Origin of the sequence: Xanthomonas axonopodis, assembly GCF_001304695.1 — a bacterium.
GTDB classification, from domain to species: domain Bacteria; phylum Pseudomonadota; class Gammaproteobacteria; order Xanthomonadales; family Xanthomonadaceae; genus Xanthomonas; species Xanthomonas axonopodis.
Window position 1 is genome coordinate 1 of sequence record NZ_JFAQ01000083.1, and the last position, 15,640, is coordinate 15,640.

Sequence of the window (15,640 nt, forward strand, 5' to 3'; positions counted from 1 at the left end):
CGCACGGCACTGGTCGTACACCTGCTCACCGCATCGAAAGCGCGAGCGTGCGCGGCCGTCGCACTGCGGGCAGCGAAATCCCTTCGGCCAGCGCCACCGATACAACGCCCGGTAACACTTAGAGCGACTAACAAAACTACTACACAGCCGCCAGGCGGGCGCGGCCGGTGCTCGGAATCCTCATGTACCCCTCGTACACTCCGGTTCCTGTGCGCCGTCCACGCCCACCTGACGACCGCTCGCTATGTTTTGTTAGCCACTCTAAAGCGAAACAATCGACGCCTGCCGTGGGAATGGCGCGCCGTACTTGCCGCTACTCCGCAGACGCGTGGTAGCGGCGAAAACCGAGGGACTTAGCGCCGCCAGTGCGACCGATGTGGCGTCCCTCGGTTTTAACCCGGGTTGTCGGACCTTCCCTGGGTGCGGTTACGCCAGCATGCGCACCTTCGGCTCGCGTGCCCACTGGCGGGTTTTTGCCGCGGTAATGAATGCCGTGGTATCGGCGGCGGGAACGACGCCCGCATCCTTGCCGACGTTGCCGGCCTTCAACAACAACTGCGCGCCTTCGTCGAACGCGATGGCCTTCAGATGCGCCCAGGCAAAGCTCACGAAATCCAGTGCCGCCGATTCGCGTATCAGCAGCTTGGCCGCTTCCAAGGACAGCAGCACCGCCACCGCATCGAATACCACCGAGGGTGTCCCCGCCAGCTGCCCATCGGCAGCCAACTGCTTGCCATCGCTGAGCTTGGCGCCGCCGCGCTTTGGCGCAACGATCTTGACCGTCGCGCCCGCAGCTTCGGCCGCCTTGCGTACTGCCTTGATTGCCGCTGCGTCCGAGCCATCGTGAATCAGGATGCCTACCGTGCGCCCTTTCAAGGTGTCCTTCATCTTGCCGATGACCTGCAAGGCAGGCGAGAGCGGCATGTCGATCGGCGCCACTGCAGCCGGCGGTGCTGGCGGCAGGGTAGCCATGCCCATGCCATCGGCCACACGCTGCGCGAGCTCCAGGTCGATGTGGCGCAGATGACCCACGATGGCCTCGCGCACGTGGGCGGTTTCCACCTTCGACAGTTCGAACACCAATGCCGAGGCGATATGCGCCTGTTCCGGTGCGGTCTGGCTGCGGAAGAACAGGCGTGCCTGGCTGTAATGATCGGCAAAGCTTTCTGCACGCACACGGCCCTTGGCGCCTTCTTCGGCCGGGGTTGCATGGCTGGGAAACCCACGCAGCGCTTCACGCGGCGCATCGGCCTGCAGCGAGCTGGGCTCATACGCGACGCGGCCCTTCGGCACGCCCATCTGCATGTGGCCGTCGCGCTGGTTGTTGGCGAACGGGCACTTGGGCGTGTTGATCGGAATCTGATGGAAATTCGGCCCGCCCAGGCGGCTCAGCTGCGTGTCCAGGTACGAGAACAGGCGGCCTTGCAGCAGCGGGTCATTGCTGAAGTCGATGCCGGGCACGATGTTGGCCGGGCAGTAGGCAACCTGCTCGGTTTCAGCAAAAAAGTTGTCCGGCCAGCGGTCGAGCACCATGCGGCCGACGATCTGCAACGGCACCAGCTCTTCGGGAATGACCTTGGTCGAATCTAGATGATCGAAGGGGAACGTTTCTGCCTGCGCTTCGGTAAACAACTGCACGCCGAGTTCCCACTCGGGGAAATCGCCGTTCTGGATCGCTTCGAACAGGTCGCGGCGGTGGAAATCCTGATCGGCGCCGGCGATCTTGACCGCCTCGTCCCAGATGGTCGATTGCAGGCCCAGCTTGGGACGCCAATGGAACTTGACGAAGGTGCTTTCGCCCTTGTCATTGAGGAATCGGAAGCTGTGGATGCCGAAACCTTCGATCATGCGCAGCGAGCGCGGGATGGTGCGATCGCTCATCGCCCACATCACCATGTGCATCGATTCGGGTGTCAGCGAAATGAAATCCCAGAACGTATCGTGCGCGCTGGCAGCCTGCGGGAAGCCACGGTCCGGCTCCATCTTCACCGCATGAATCAGGTCCGGGAACTTCATTGCATCCTGGATGAAGAACACCGGGATGTTGTTGCCGACCAGATCCCAGTTGCCTTCCTTGGTGTAGAACTTCACCGCGAAGCCGCGCACATCGCGCGGCGTATCCACCGAGCCGGCGCCGCCTGCAACAGTGGAAAAACGGGTAAATAGCGGAGTTTTTTCGCCAACCTCGGTAAAGATCTTGGCGGTGGTGTACTGGCTCAACGAATTGGTGAGCTCGAAGTAGCCGTGCGCGGCACTGCCGCGCGCATGCACGATGCGCTCGGGAATGCGTTCGTGATCGAAGTGGGTGATCTTTTCGCGCAGGATGAAATCTTCCAGCAACGTCGGGCCGCGCGGCGTGGCGCGGAGCGAGTTCTGGTTGTCACCTACCGGAATGCCCTGGTTGGTGGTCAGTTGCGGGTGCGTGCCGCCTGCCTTCTGGTGCAACTCATCGCCAGTACCGCGCGACACATCGGAGCCGGCGCTGGCAGGTGCGGGGGCAGGAACCTGCGCGGATTTGCTGGGGGACTTGGCCATGGGGACTCCACTGTGGCGGGCTTGGATGCGGGCTTAGCCGTAAAGCATGGGAGTGCCGCTGTTAATTGCATGTGTCTGCTTGCGAACGAAAACTCACAATACGCAGCAAACATTGCGCGGTGTCGCAGTTGCATGTTGCAGCGATCACGCCGCGCGCTCCGCCGTGCAGATGCGCGGCCAAGCGGGCGCGACCATTTTCGGTGTTAAATCAGATCGAGCGGCTGTTTGCGCGTAGGCGGCGCGAAGGCGCAATCGATCTCGGCAAGGTCATCTACGTGCAATTGCAGCGTGCAGGCAGCGGCATTGGCACGCACATGCGCCGGCGTACCGGATTCGGGAATGGCGATGACATTGCCGCTGCGGATCGCCCACGCAAGCGCCACCGCGGTGGCTGCAACGCCGTGACGCTCGCCGATGGCGTGCAGGACCGGATGATCCAGCAACGTGCGGCTGCCAAGCGGCGAATACGCCATCACCGCCACCTCATGCGCGGCGCACCACGGCAGCAGGTCGAATTCGATGCCGCGGCTGCCAGCGTGGTATAGCACCTGGTTGACCAGGCAATGCGAGCCGCCATCGATTGCCAGAGCTCCTGCATGTCATCGACATCGAAGTTCGACACGCCCCAAATGAGGGTGACGGCCGCGTTACACCGGTGGCCTTGTCATTGCGACGATGACTGCACCGATGTTGTCGCAGTGTCTGCACGCGCATCCCAGAACGCACAACGATGACGCTGCATGAAGTCGGGCGTGGCGCCGATCCTGTGCGGCGACAGCGTCAGCGGCGTGTCGCCATCAAAACGCGGCCACGGCGGCCGCCCGCCGGCGTTGGGATCGCCGATGCGTGCGAACGCACCCCAGTAATCCTGCAGCGTATTGGCAAACGCCTGCTGCGCCGGACTGAACTGCGCCTGGCCACCGAGCACCCACGGGCGCTGAAACAGATACACCAGTTCAGCGGCATGGAAAGCACCCAAAGCAGGCGAAAACGGCAGGCGTAACAGACCGTACGGGGCGTGCGGGTCATCGAACTCGTAGGCGTACACCGGCGCATGCGTGCCCCAGCCGGCGTGTGGGGCAGGCGAAGCCGCCATCAGTGACGATGTCGGCGAACGCTTCCCAGCGCGATTGCGCGGCAACGGCTGCATATTGCGTCAGGACCGGGGCAGGCGAGGCATGCATGCGTTGCACGCGCGCTTCATATCCGCTGCGCAGGTTGAGCTTGCCGATGTAGGACAGCAGTTGTGCAAACAAGCGCCCTTCGTCGCGATTGGTGCCGAGCAGTACCGGCACCTGCGCATGCCGGCCGCTGGCGATTGCCGCGGCAGGTGGCAGCGGCAACGCCTGGCCACCGGACATCGGCGCCCACGCATCGCTGCCGGTCAGGCCGCGCCGTTGTGGTGCTGCATCGGCCAGCGTTTCGGCCGGCAATGCGCGCAGGCAGGCGGCCACATCGCGCGTGCGCGCGCAACCCAGGCTTTGCGCCATGCGTATGCCGCCGCTTTCTGTCTCGCGCTGCGGCACGCTGGAATCGCTCGCCAGGCAACTGCCGCTTTGCAGGATGGCGCGTTGAAACAAGCCCGCCGCGCCGGGTGAGGCGAGCTGATAACAGATGCTCCACGCACCGGCCGATTCACCGAACACGGTGACATTGTGCGCATCGCCGCCAAACGCGGCGATATTGCGTTGCACCCAGCGCAGGGCCGCCTGCTGGTCGAGCAATGCGTAGGCGCCTTCGCCTTCGCCACGCAGGCCTGGATGCGCGTAGAAACCGAACACGCCCAGCCGATAGTTGGGTGCCACCACAATGACATCCTGGCGCGCAGCCAACGCGCTCAGGTCGTAGTCGACATTGCTGCCCAGTTCCAGCGCGCCGCCATAGATCCACACCATCACCGCGCGTGGATGCGCAGGTGCGGGGCCGGGCGGTGCGTAGACGTTGAGCGTGAGGCAATCTTCGGAGACATGCTTCTGCCCGAAGCGATAGTGCGGCAGGCAGGCCGGGCCGGCCTGGGTGGCATCGCGGACCTGGGTCCATGCGGTTGGCGGTTGCGGGGCGTGAAAGCGCAGTGCACCCACCGGCGGCGCTGCGAACGGCACGCCCAGGAACGCCCGACCCTGTGCACTGGCCAAACCGCGCACCGGGCCGGCTGTCGTCTGCACCACCTCGGCACGCGCATCGGGCGCGTGCACCAGCGCCGGCACCTCGCCGGGACGGCGCAGTGCGCAGCCAAACAGCAGGCAGGCTGCCAACAGGACGGCAGCAAGGGAGTTCAGTTCACCAATGCGCGAGGGTCTGCTGTGGGATGAGAGCGTCCGTCATCATCCTGATGGCAGGTGTAGGCCAGGAAAAACGGCCTGCCAGTGCACCGGGGCGTGTATCGCGCATTGGCATCCAGGCCCGGCGCAATAAAAAAAAACCAGCCGTGTTACCGGCTGGGTTGTGTTCACTGCCGCAAGTGTGGCGATCAGGCCTCGGCGTCTTCCTTGTACGCATCCACCGGGATGCACGCGCACATCACGTTCTTGTCGCCGTAGACGTTGTCCACGCGTGCCACCGGCGGCCAGTACTTCTGTTGCTTGAGGCTGGGCAGCGGGAAGGCGGCCAGTTCGCGCGGGTAGGCATGCGTCCACTCGCTGGCCGATACCTGCGTTGCGGTATGTGGCGCGTGCTTGAGTGGGTTGTCGTCGCGGTCCAGGCGGCCGTCTTCGATGGCACGGATCTCTTCGCGGATCTGGATCATCGCGTCGATGAAGCGATCCAGTTCGTGCTGCGATTCGCTTTCGGTCGGCTCCACCATCAAGGTGCCGGCGACCGGGAAGCTCAGCGTCGGTGCGTGGAAGCCGAAGTCGATCAGCCGCTTGGCGATGTCCTCGGCGCCGATGCCGCTGGTCTTCTCCAGCGGGCGCACGTCGAGGATGCACTCGTGCGCCACCAGCCCATTGCGGCCGGTGTACAGCGTCTTGTAATGCGGCGCCAGGCGCTTTGCGATGTAGTTGGCGTTGAGCAATGCCACTTGCGTGGCCTTGCGCAGACCGGCGCTACCCATCATGGTCACGTACATCCAACTGATCGGCAGGATCGAGGCAGAACCGTAACTTGCAGCGCTCACCATGCCGACATCGCCTTCGCCACCGTTGAATCCGCTGCCATGGATGGCAGCTGTTTGACTCTCGCCGGCATGGATGCCGGCACTAGGAAGTGTCTTCGGCAAAAACGGTGCCAGATGCGACTTCACGGCACACGGGCCCACGCCCGGGCCGCCGCCGCCATGCGGAATGCAGAAGGTCTTGTGCAGGTTGAGGTGCGACACGTCCGAGCCCCACTTGCCGGGCTTGGCCACGCCGACCAGTGCGTTCATGTTGGCGCCGTCGGTATAGACCTGGCCGCCATGCGCATGCACCGCTTCGCAGATCGCCACCACGTCTTCTTCGAACACGCCGTGGGTGGACGGGTAGGTGATCATCAGCGCCGCCAGACGGTCTGAATATTTTTCTGCCTTGGCGCGGATGTCATCCACATCCACGTTGCCGTTGGCATCGCACTTGGTGACCACCACGGTCATGCCGCACATCTGCGCCGACGCCGGGTTGGTGCCGTGCGCCGATTCGGGAATCAGGCAGATATCGCGATGCGCTTGACCCCGCGCGCGGTGATAGGCGCGGATTGCCAGCAGGCCGGCGTATTCGCCTTGCGCGCCGGAATTGGGCTGCAGGCTCACCGCATCGTAGCCGGTGCATTCGACCAGCATCGCCTCCAGCTCGTCGATCAATTGCGCGTAGCCGGCGGACTGCTCGGCCGGAGCGAGCGGATGGATGGCACCGAACTCCGGCCAGGTCACCGGAATCATCTCGGCGGTGGCGTTGAGCTTCATGGTGCAGCTGCCCAGCGGGATCATGGTGCGATCCATCGCCAGATCCTTGTCGGCCAGCGAGCGCATGTAGCGCAGCAGTTCGTGTTCGCTGTGATGGGTGTTGAACACCGGGTGGGTCAGGAACGGGGTGGTGCGCAGCAGGCCTGGTGGCAGTGCATCGGCGGTGGCGGCATCCAGCGCGTCCACATCGGCCGTGGCACCGAACAGCTGCGCCAACGCAACCACATCGGCCCGCGTGGTGGTCTCGTCCAGGCTGATGCCGACTGCTTCGCTGTCGATGGCGCGCAGGTTGATGCCGGCCACGCGCGCACGGGCGTGGATGGCATCGGCATCGATTGCCTTGACGTGCAGGGTGTCGAAGAAATGCTCGCCCACCGTAACGCCGGCGCTGCGCAGTGCGGCGGCCAGGATCGCGGCTAGGCGATGGGTGCGGCGCGCAATGCGGGTCAGGCCGTCGGGGCCGTGGTACACCGCATACATCGAGGCCATCACCGCCAGCAGCACCTGCGCGGTGCAGATGTTGGAGGTGGCCTTTTCGCGGCGGATATGCTGCTCGCGGGTCTGCAGGGTCAGGCGATACGCCGGGTTGCCGGCGGCATCGATCGACACGCCGATCAGACGGCCGGGCATCGAGCGCTTGTAGGCGTCACGGCAAGCCATGAAGGCGGCATGTGGGCCGCCGAAACCGAACGGCACACCGAAGCGCTGCGAGTTGCCGACGACGATATCGGCGCCCCATTCGCCCGGCGCCGCGATCAAGGTGAGCGCCAGCAAGTCGGTAGCCACTGCGACCAGGCCGCCTTGCGCGTGCACGGCTTCGGCCAGTGCAGTGTGATCGCCGATATGACCGAAGCTGTCCGGGTACTGCAGCAGCACGCCGAAGCATTCGGCCTGCAGCGCTTCTTCCGGCGTGCCGACGCGCAGCACGATCTCCAGCGGCTCGGCGCGCGTGCGCAGCAGCTCCAGCGTCTGCGGGTGCACCGCGTCGTGCACGAAGAAGGTGTTGGACCTGGACTTGGCCGAACGCTTGGCCAGGGTCATCGCCTCGGCCGCGGCAGTGGCTTCGTCCAGCAGCGAGGCGTTGGCGATCTGCATACCGGTGAGGTCGGCGCACAGGGTCTGGAAGTTGATCAGCGCCTCCATGCGGCCTTGCGAAATCTCAGCCTGGTATGGCGTGTAGGCGGTGTACCAGGCGGGGTTTTCCAGGATGTTGCGCAGGATCACCTTCGGCGTGTGGGTGCCGTAATAGCCCTGTCCGATAAACGTGCGCTGCACCTGATTCTTGCTGGCGATGGCGCGGATCTTGGCCAGCGCTTCTTCTTCGGTGATCGCCTCGGGCAGCGCCAGCGGCGCCGGCGACTTGATGTTGCCCGGCACGATGGCATCGGTTAGCGCATCCAGCGAGGCGTGGCCGACCACGTCCAGCATCTGGGCGATTTCCGCGTCGTTGGGGCCGATATGGCGTTCGACGAACGCGCTGTGGTGTTCGAGGTCGCGCAGGGAAGACGGGGTCTGGGACATGGCGGGCATCCGGAGCAGAGGGCATGCGAAAGGTCGGAAGCACCACGACCGGTCTGACGCGCATGGGCGCGTCACGACCTGCCGCAGCGGCGGTCTTCCTCGCGCCCCTCTGTCCTTTTGCCTGAGAGTTTAAGAACGCGGCATGGCCCCTGGCCTGCCTGCGTTCCGTGCCCCTTCGGCGCCGGCCGCGGCCGGTCTCTCCAGAGTTGTGTTGAAGATGGTATCGGGCCTGAGCGATTACGGGCTGTTGCGCCTTCGGCAGCGGCAGTGCCGCTTCTCCCACCGTGTTGCCTAGCCAGTATAGCCATCGCCCGGCCGCTTGGCGAAACGCCTGCCGATCCAGGGGCGGTCGGATAGCGGGCGAGTTGCCCCGTCCGCTATCCGGGTCTCAGGGAACCGATTGCCCCCGCGACCGGTTGGCCCAACGGCAGCGCCTGCTCGGCCTTGTCAGAGCAGGCAGATCAGTGTCATTTCTTGGGCGGATCGTGCCTGTCATTCGCGGCCGACGGGGGATAGTCCCCACCGCCGACATGCTTCCACAGGCGCTGGTCCAGCGGCTCCAGCCGGCCCTTGGCCCCCGCCGACCGCTGCAGCGATCCCGCGCCGTTGGATGGCGTTTTTTTCGATAGGTTCATCTTGATGTCCTCGCAGGTTGTGCCCTTCGTACGCAGCGTCACGCCGCCGGAAGGGACGACTGCGTGACCGCGCCGGCCATCTGCCCGGTGGCCGGTGAGACGACATGTCGATGGGCCGCGGCGCCCGCCACGCGGGGTCACGACCGTGCGCACCAGCGTGCGCGGTCGCGGGGGGGGGGGGACAAGACCGGCGCACGAGGGTATGTGCGCGGTAACGAACATGGCAGCTTCCAACCCGGCGGCGGTACCAGACAGTGTGATACCGATCACCGCGAGCGCTTTTCACCGCACGGCCGTCCCAGTGGCATTCGCAAAGCGGGGGGCCGTTGCGCAGCGCGTGCGCATGCGCTGTGGCGCGCCATGCAACGTTGTCTGCCGATGCGTCCAGCCGGCATGCCGCCGCCGACCAGCATCGGACACAGGAGGGCGCGACGTGGACTACCATTTCATCTCCGGGCTGCCGCGGGCGGGCTCATCCTTGCTGGCCGCGTTGCTGCGGCAGAATCCGCAATTGCATGCCGATGTCACCTCGCCGGTCGCGCGCCTGTACGCGGCGATGCTGATGGGCATGAGCGAGGAACATCCCTCCAACGTGCAGATCGACGATGCGCAGCGGGTGCGGCTGCTGCGTTCGGTATTCGACGCCTATTACCAGGATCGCCAGGGGCTGGGCACGGTGTTCGACACCAACCGCGCCTGGTGCAGCCGCCTGGCGGGTCTGGCGACGCTGTTCCCGCGCAGCCGCCTCATCTGTTGCGTACGCGATGTCGGCTGGGTCGTCGATAGCTTCGAGCGCCTGGCGCAGACCCAGCCACTGCGCTTGTCGGCGTTGTTCGGCTACGACCCGGAAGACTCGGTCTCGATGCGCGCGGACCTGCTGACCGCACCGCGCGGCGTGGTGGGCTATGCGCTGGATGGGCTGTGCCAGGCGTTCTACGGCGAACATGCCGATCGCCTGCTGCTGCTGCGCTACGACACCCTGGCGCAGCGGCCGGCGCAGGCGATGGAGCAGATCTACGCCTTCCTGCAACTGCCGGCGTTCGCGCACGACTTTGCCGGTGTCCAGGCCGAGGCCGAACGCTTCGATGCCGCGCTGCAGATGGCGGGCCTGCATCGCGTCCGTCGCGGTGTGCAGTACGTCCCCCGGCGCAGCGTGTTGCCGCCGGCGCTGTTCGAACGGTTGCAGGAGCTGTCCTTCTGGGAACGCGGGCCCTCGCATGGAGCCCTGCTGGTATGAGCAGGCGCATGGCTTGGCAGCACACGGCGGCGCGGCAGCGGCAGCACCGACCAGGCGGGCAGCACGGGCGGGCGTTGGCGGTCGCCGGCGGATGACGACCCTGTTCCGACGCGAGGCGATGGACCACCGGCAGCGCAGTCGGCTCGGGCCGGTGGTGCTGCGCCAGCATGGCGCGCTGCGTTGGTGCGTGGGCCTGCTGATGGCAACGGTGATCGCGCTGTTGATCGGATTTTTCCGCCTGGGCTTCGCCCGTAGCCAGACCTTGTATGGCACGGTCGTCCCGGCGGGCGGACTGATCGCCGTCACCACACCGCAGTCGGGCGTGGTGGTGCAGGTCGGCGCCGTGCAGGGCCAGCTCGTCGCTGCTGGGCAGCTGCTGTTCGTGTTGTCGGCCGAACATCGCGACGATCGCGGGCGGCCGACCCAGCAGGCCGCGGCCGTGCTGGCCGAGCAGCAGCGCTTGGCCACTGAGGCAATAGTGCAGCTGCGCGCCCAGGGGCGCTTGCAGCAGCAGGCCGCTGCGCGGACGTTGGCCGGCCTGCGCGATCGCCTGCAGCAGGTCGACGCCGAGCTTGGCTTGCTACGGAATCGGCAGCAGTTGACCCAATCGATCGAGCAGCGCTACCGCATCGCGTTGGCGCGTGGCCTGGTGAGCCAGCAATTCGTCGACGAGAAGCAGGCCGACGTGCTCGACCAACGCGCGCATACCTTGGAGCTACAGCGCGAGCGCATGGCCTTGGCCGATGCGCTTGCACAGGCCCAGGCCGAGTTGCAGCAACTGCCATTGAGCTTGCAGCAACAATTGGCGACTGCCGGTGCCGGCCTGCAGGAGGACCGACGTGCGGCGATCGAGCAGGCAGCCGCGTCGCGTTGGGAAGTGCGCGCGCCGCGTGCCGGGCGTGTGGCGCTGCGACCGCTGCAGCGTGGGCAGGCGGTTGCGCAGGGGCAACGCCTGGCCGATCTGCTGCCGACGTCGATGGCGACCGAGGTCGTGTTGTATGCGCCCTCCCGGGCCGCCGGGCTGATCGGCCCCGGAATGCCAATGCAACTGCGCTTCGATGCCTTGCCCTACCAGCATTACGGTCAGTTTGCCGGGCGGGTGGTCGAGATCGCCGCTGCGCCCGAGCCGCCGCGTGTCGACTCCGCGTCGGTGAGCGAACCGTTATACCGCGTGCGGGTGCGCCTGGCTGGGGATGCCGCGCTGCGTGCAGGACGCACGGCGGTCCTGCGGCCGGGCATGCGCGTGCAGGGCTCGCTGGCATTGGAATGGCGACGTTTCTCGCAGTGGGCGTTCGAGCCGCTGTCCAGTTTGCATGGCACGCTGCGATGAGCCGCTGGTGGGCGCAGTTGCGCCGAGCGTCCGGCGTGCGTGCGTTGCCGATGATCCTGCAGGGGCAAGTCGGCGAATGCGGATTGGCGGCCATGGCCATGATCGCCCACTATCACGGTTGCCACATCGGCCTGGCCGAACTGCGCCGCCGCTTCCTGCTATCGCGCCAGGGCACCAACCTGGCCAATCTGGTCGCGATCGCGCAGGCGCTCGGTCTGCAGGCGCGCGCGTTGCGGCTGGAAATGGACGCGCTGCCGGAGTTGCAGCTGCCCTGCATCGTGCATTGGGATCTCAATCATTTCGTCGTGCTCAAGCAGGTGGGCGCCCGCCGTCTGCAGATCCACGATCCGGCCAGCGGGCCACGGAGCCTGACGCCAGGCGAATTCGCTCGCCATTTCTCCGGAATCGCGCTGGAACTCAGCCCGGCCGCCGACTTCCGTCCGCAAGCTGCGGCGCCGGCACTGGCGTTGTCCTCGTTGATCGGTCGTGTCCACGGGCTTGGACGGGCGGTCTGGCAGGTGCTTGCGTTGGCATTCGCGCTCGAGGTGCTCAGCCTGGGCATGCCGTTCCAACTGCAGTGGATCGTCGATCAGGCGGTGCCCTCGGCCGACATCGGGTTGATCCATGTCCTTGGCGCCGGGTTCCTGTTGCTGGTGGTCCTGCAATCCTGCATCGCACTGCTGCGCGGATGGCTCATCGCCAGCGTGTCGGCACAGCTAGGCTTTCAATGGATGGGGCAAGTGTTTGCGCACCTGCTCGCGCTCCCGTTGGCGTATTTCGAGAAGCGTCACCTCGGCGGCATCCAGTCGCGCTTCGCCTCGATCACACAGGTGCAACGCACCTTGACGACCGGATTCACCCAGACACTGGTCGATGGCGTGCTGGTGATCGGCACCCTCGGCCTGATGCTGGTCTACAGCGTCGGCCTCAGCGCGATCACGCTGGTGGCGGTAGCGCTGTATGCGGCGACACGGTGGCTGTGGCTGCGGCGGATGCGCGAAGCCGCCGCCGAGCAGTTGTTGTGGGACGCGCGCCAGCACACCCACCTGCTGGAGAGCGTGCGCGGCATCCAGGGCGTACGGCTGTTCGGTCGCCAGCAGGTGCGGCGCATGGACTGGACCCATCTGCTGGCCGAACAGACCAATGCACAACTGCGCCTGGCGCATGGCGAGGTGTGGCAGTCGTCAATCAAGCTCCTGTTGTTCGGATGCGAGCGGGTGCTGGTGATCTGGCTCGCCGCGTTCGCGATCCTGCGCGCAGAGCTTTCGCTGGGCATGCTGCTGGCATTCATGGCCTATCGCGAGCAGTTCGCCATGCGCTTGTCCGAGCTGATCGATCGGCTGGTGGAGTTCCGCCTGTTGCGCGTCCATCTGGAGCGGGTGGCCGACATCGTCCATCAGCCGCGCGAGGAGGCCGATCAGCGCATCGATGCGCCGGCCTGGAACGACACCACCATCGAACTGTGCGGCATCAGCTTCCGCTACGCCGACGATACCCCGCCGGTGCTCGAAGACGTCAGTGTGCGCATCGCCAGCGGGGAATGCGTGGCCATCACCGGCGCGTCCGGGTGCGGCAAGACCACCTTGGTCAAAGTGATCCTCGGGCTGCTGAAACCCAGCGCCGGGCAAGTGAAGATTGGCGGGCGCCCGCTGAGCGATGCGGCGCTGACGCACTATCGCGCCATCGTCGGCACGGTGATGCAGGACGATCTGCTGTTCACCGGATCGGTCAGCGAAAACATCAGTTTCTTCGACCCAGAGCCGGATCAGGCGCAGATCGAACGTTGCGCGCGCATCGCCGGCGTGCACCAGGAGGTGGAGCAGATGCCGCTGGGCTACGCCTCGTTGTTGAGCGAGGCGGGCACCGGGTTGTCGGGCGGGCAGCGGCAACGCGTCTTGCTGGCACGCGCGCTGTACAGGTCTCCCCGCATCCTGGTGCTGGACGAGGCGACCAGCCATCTGGACGTCATGAACGAGCAGCGCGTCAATCGCGCCATCCAGGCAATGCAGGTCATCCGGATCATCGTGGCGCATCGGCGCGAAACCGTCGGCATGGCCGCGCGTGTCATTACCCTGGAACGGGGGCGGGTGGTGAGTGATCAGCCGATCGCCGACTGGCAGCGGCTGCAGGAACGCTCCACCGCAGCCGACTGACCGCTGCCGTTGGGCCACTGGCGCCGAGCAATGCCGGCGTCGTCGTCGCCTGCGCTCGCAGGCGCTCGGCTGGCCAGGATGACCATGCCGTGCTGGGACGAAGCGGGCGCGACGGCCATCTGATGCCTGCGTGCCGCGCATGCGCTCCATCGCTGGCTGCATGCGGTGGCAGTTGGCGTAAAGTGTCGGCTCCTTTGTCCCCGTGCCCGCCGCTGCGCTCGTTGGCCTGGCCACCGCTGCCGGTGCCTGCGCGTGGGGAGTCCTCCGAATACGGTTGCGCATGACTTCATGCTGTTCCCTCCACCCGTCGCATGGCGCTGCTGCTGGCAGGCCTGTCGATGTTCGGTCCCTTCTCGATCGACACCATCTTCCCGGCGTTTTCACAGCGCAGTCGTCGGTTGGCGGTGGACGAAGTGGCGGTCCAGCAGACCATCAGCGTTTATCTGCTGGCGTATGGCCTGATGAGCATCGCGCACGGGCCGTTGTCCGATGGCTGGGGCCGCAAGCGGGTGATCCTGGGCGGGCTGTTGCTGTTCGTTGCCGGCTCGATCGGCTGCGCGCTGTCGCGCGATCTGCCCACGCTGTTGGCCTTCCGCGCGCTGCAGGGCTTGTCGGCCGTGGTCGGGATGATCGTCGGCCGCGCGGTGATACGCGACCTGTTCCAGGGCCACGATGCGCAGCGGCTGATGAGCCAGGTGTCGATGATCTTCGGCATCGCCCCGGCGATCGCGCCGATCATCGGCGGTTGGCTGTTGCTCACCGGCGCCGGCTGGCCGCTGATCTTCTGGTTCCTGACCGGCTTTGCCGTCGTGCTGACGCTGACCACGCTGATCTGGCTGCCGGAAACCCATCCGCCGCAGGCGCGCACGTCGCTGCGCCCAGGCAGGCTGTTACGCGACTACGTGCGGATCGGCTTCAACCCGCGCTTCCAGCGGCTGGCCGCCGCCGGTGCCTTCAACTTCGCTGGCATCTTCCTCTACATCGCCTCGGCGCCGGTGCTGATCATGGGGCACCTGAAGCTGGGCGAGGGCGATTTCGCCTGGTTGTTCGTGCCCACCATCGGCGGCATGACCCTGGGCTCGTTCCTGTCCGGCCGCATGGCCGGGCGCATGCAGCCGGTGCGGCAGATCCGCATCGGCTTCATCTGCTACGGGGTGGCAGCGCTGGTCAATCTGGCCTACACCTTTGCGGTGGCGCAGATCGCACTGCCGTGGGCGGTGCTGCCGATCTTCCTGGCCGGCATTGGCATGGCGTTGATTTTTCCGATCCTGGCGCTGGCAGTGCTGGACATGTACCCGCAGCAACGCGGGCTGGCGTCTTCGCTGCAGGCCTTCACCCAGTTGATGACCAATACCGTGGTGGCTGGGGTGCTGTCGCCGCTGCTGAGTGAACATCCGCGGCATCTGGCGATCGGCATGACCGGCTTTTTCTTGCTGGGCTGGCTATTCTGGCGCTGGGAGCGCCGCAGCGGCCGCCGTCTACGGCACCGCCAGGCCACCGAGGCAGTGCCTCTGGAGCCGGCCGACCACCTCTGACCTCACAGGAGCCTGCATGTCCACCGATTCCAAGTTGCGCCGTGATGCCCGCAAGCGCGCCGCCGAGCGCCAGCGCAACCAGGCCGCCGCCAATCCCGCGCCGGTGTCCCCGATCGAACCGCATGCCGAACTCCGCGACCAGCAACGCACCCTCTTGGCCGGCATCGTCCGCCGCGACGGCGAATGGGTGCTGGGCATGGACGGCCGCATCGCCGGCGAAAGCACCAGCGCCGCCCAGGTGCTGGCGCTGATCATGCGCGCGGCCGAGTTGCACGAACGCCAGGGCACCCCGGTGCGGCTGACCTACTCGGACGCCCTCAAGGACGCCGCGCACGCCGAGGCCCGTGCCGACGGTATGGAGTTCGAGCAATTCAAAACCAAGTTGAGCGAACGGCTGCAGGGCGGCACCAAGCTCAATTGAGTGAGTTGCAGAAGCGTTTGGCGACAAGACGTCATGTCATTGCCGCGATCCGGCAATGACATGAGCGATGTGTGTCATCGAGCTGCAGCAGGTGCAGTCGTCGTGGTCGCAGGAGCGCCAGCTGCCGCCTGCCACCCGCACATCTGCCCCTGATTCTGCTGCTTCAGCCATTCGCTCATCGGCGCGAAGTATTCCAGCATCGGGCCGGCATCGAATTTGTCGTTGCCGGTGAGTTCCTTGAGGGTGTTTTGCCAAGGCGACGTCCCCCCGATTTTGAGTAGCACGCCAGTTTGGAGTCCAATTCCCTACCTGAAGGAGATTGGACGTGAAGAAGCGTTTTACCGAGGAACAAATCATTGGCTTTTTGCGCGAGGCCGAAAGCGGCGTGGCGATCAA

9 protein-coding genes, 1 other RNA gene, 4 pseudogenes and 1 riboswitch are annotated in these 15,640 nt (G+C 65.8%); of the genes and pseudogenes, 7 read left to right on the plus strand and 7 right to left on the minus strand.

From position 1 onward, the window contains the following. The coding region (locus XAXN_RS21025; RefSeq protein WP_209018935.1) for a transposase at nt 1-147 on the minus strand (147 nt) is incomplete at its 3' end. A gap of 35 nt (nt 148-182) precedes the next feature. On the opposite strand from XAXN_RS21025, the gene XAXN_RS21030 reads away from it, so the two are divergent. Further along, nucleotides 183-258: non-coding RNA, sX9 sRNA (locus tag XAXN_RS21030), on the plus strand. A gap of 168 nt (nt 259-426) precedes the next feature. Here the strand turns inward: XAXN_RS21030 and XAXN_RS08525 are convergent. From XAXN_RS08525 to raxX, 5 genes and pseudogenes are all read right to left on the minus strand, one after another. Further along, on the minus strand, nt 427-2,535 hold the full coding sequence (locus XAXN_RS08525) for a catalase (protein WP_054319221.1): 2,109 nt from the start codon (nt 2,533-2,535) through the stop codon (nt 427-429). A gap of 203 nt (nt 2,536-2,738) precedes the next feature. Beyond that, nucleotides 2,739-3,163: pseudogene (locus XAXN_RS23035) on the minus strand (aldo/keto reductase); the annotation flags it as partial. Nucleotides 3,164-3,199: 36 nt separating this feature from the next. Then, a pseudogene (locus XAXN_RS08535) lies at nt 3,200-4,823 on the minus strand (carboxylesterase/lipase family protein). Nucleotides 4,824-5,005: 182 nt separating this feature from the next. Then, complete coding sequence (gene gcvP / locus XAXN_RS08540) at nt 5,006-7,942, minus strand: aminomethyl-transferring glycine dehydrogenase (protein WP_174515570.1); 2,937 nt, start codon at nt 7,940-7,942, stop codon at nt 5,006-5,008. A gap of 90 nt (nt 7,943-8,032) precedes the next feature. Then, nucleotides 8,033-8,147, minus strand: a riboswitch (glycine riboswitch). 253 nt (nt 8,148-8,400) lie between these two features. Next, nucleotides 8,401-8,568 carry a RaxX family RiPP gene (gene raxX / locus XAXN_RS22445; RefSeq protein WP_054319227.1) on the minus strand — a complete coding sequence of 56 codons (168 nt, stop codon included), beginning with the start codon at nt 8,566-8,568 and terminating at the stop codon, nt 8,401-8,403. Between the two features lie 433 nt (nt 8,569-9,001). Between raxX and raxST the strand changes: the two genes are divergently transcribed. The 5 genes from raxST to XAXN_RS08570 all read left to right on the plus strand — a co-directional run bounded on the left by raxST (nt 9,002) and on the right by XAXN_RS08570 (nt 15,244). Continuing rightward, nucleotides 9,002-9,805: a RiPP modification sulfotransferase RaxST gene (gene raxST / locus XAXN_RS08550; protein WP_054319222.1), complete on the plus strand. Its 804-nt coding sequence runs from the start codon at nt 9,002-9,004 to the stop codon at nt 9,803-9,805. Further along, nucleotides 9,786-11,135, plus strand: a complete 1,350-nt coding sequence (locus tag XAXN_RS08555) for an HlyD family secretion protein (protein WP_206416650.1) — start codon at nt 9,786-9,788, stop codon at nt 11,133-11,135. The genes raxST and XAXN_RS08555 overlap by 20 nt, the downstream gene beginning before the upstream one ends. After that, on the plus strand, nt 11,132-13,288 hold the full coding sequence (gene raxB, locus XAXN_RS08560) for a peptidase domain-containing ABC transporter RaxB (RefSeq protein ID WP_054319223.1): 2,157 nt from the start codon (nt 11,132-11,134) through the stop codon (nt 13,286-13,288). Before XAXN_RS08555 ends, raxB begins: the two co-directional genes overlap by 4 nt. A 311-nt stretch (nt 13,289-13,599) precedes the next feature. After that, the gene (locus XAXN_RS08565; RefSeq protein ID WP_054319224.1) at nt 13,600-14,823 is read left to right on the plus strand and encodes a multidrug effflux MFS transporter; all 1,224 of its coding nucleotides are present in this window, start codon (nt 13,600-13,602) and stop codon (nt 14,821-14,823) included. A 16-nt stretch (nt 14,824-14,839) separates the two neighbouring features. Further along, a complete protein-coding gene (locus XAXN_RS08570; protein ID WP_042821546.1) occupies nt 14,840-15,244 on the plus strand; it encodes a hypothetical protein in 405 nt (134 codons plus the stop codon). Nucleotides 15,245-15,318: 74 nt separating this feature from the next. Here XAXN_RS08570 and XAXN_RS08575 read toward each other — a convergent pair. Further along, a pseudogene (locus XAXN_RS08575) lies at nt 15,319-15,507 on the minus strand (M2 family metallopeptidase); the annotation flags it as partial. A gap of 62 nt (nt 15,508-15,569) precedes the next feature. Between XAXN_RS08575 and XAXN_RS23640 the strand changes: the two are divergent. Next, nucleotides 15,570-15,640, plus strand: a pseudogene (locus XAXN_RS23640) (transposase); the annotation flags it as partial.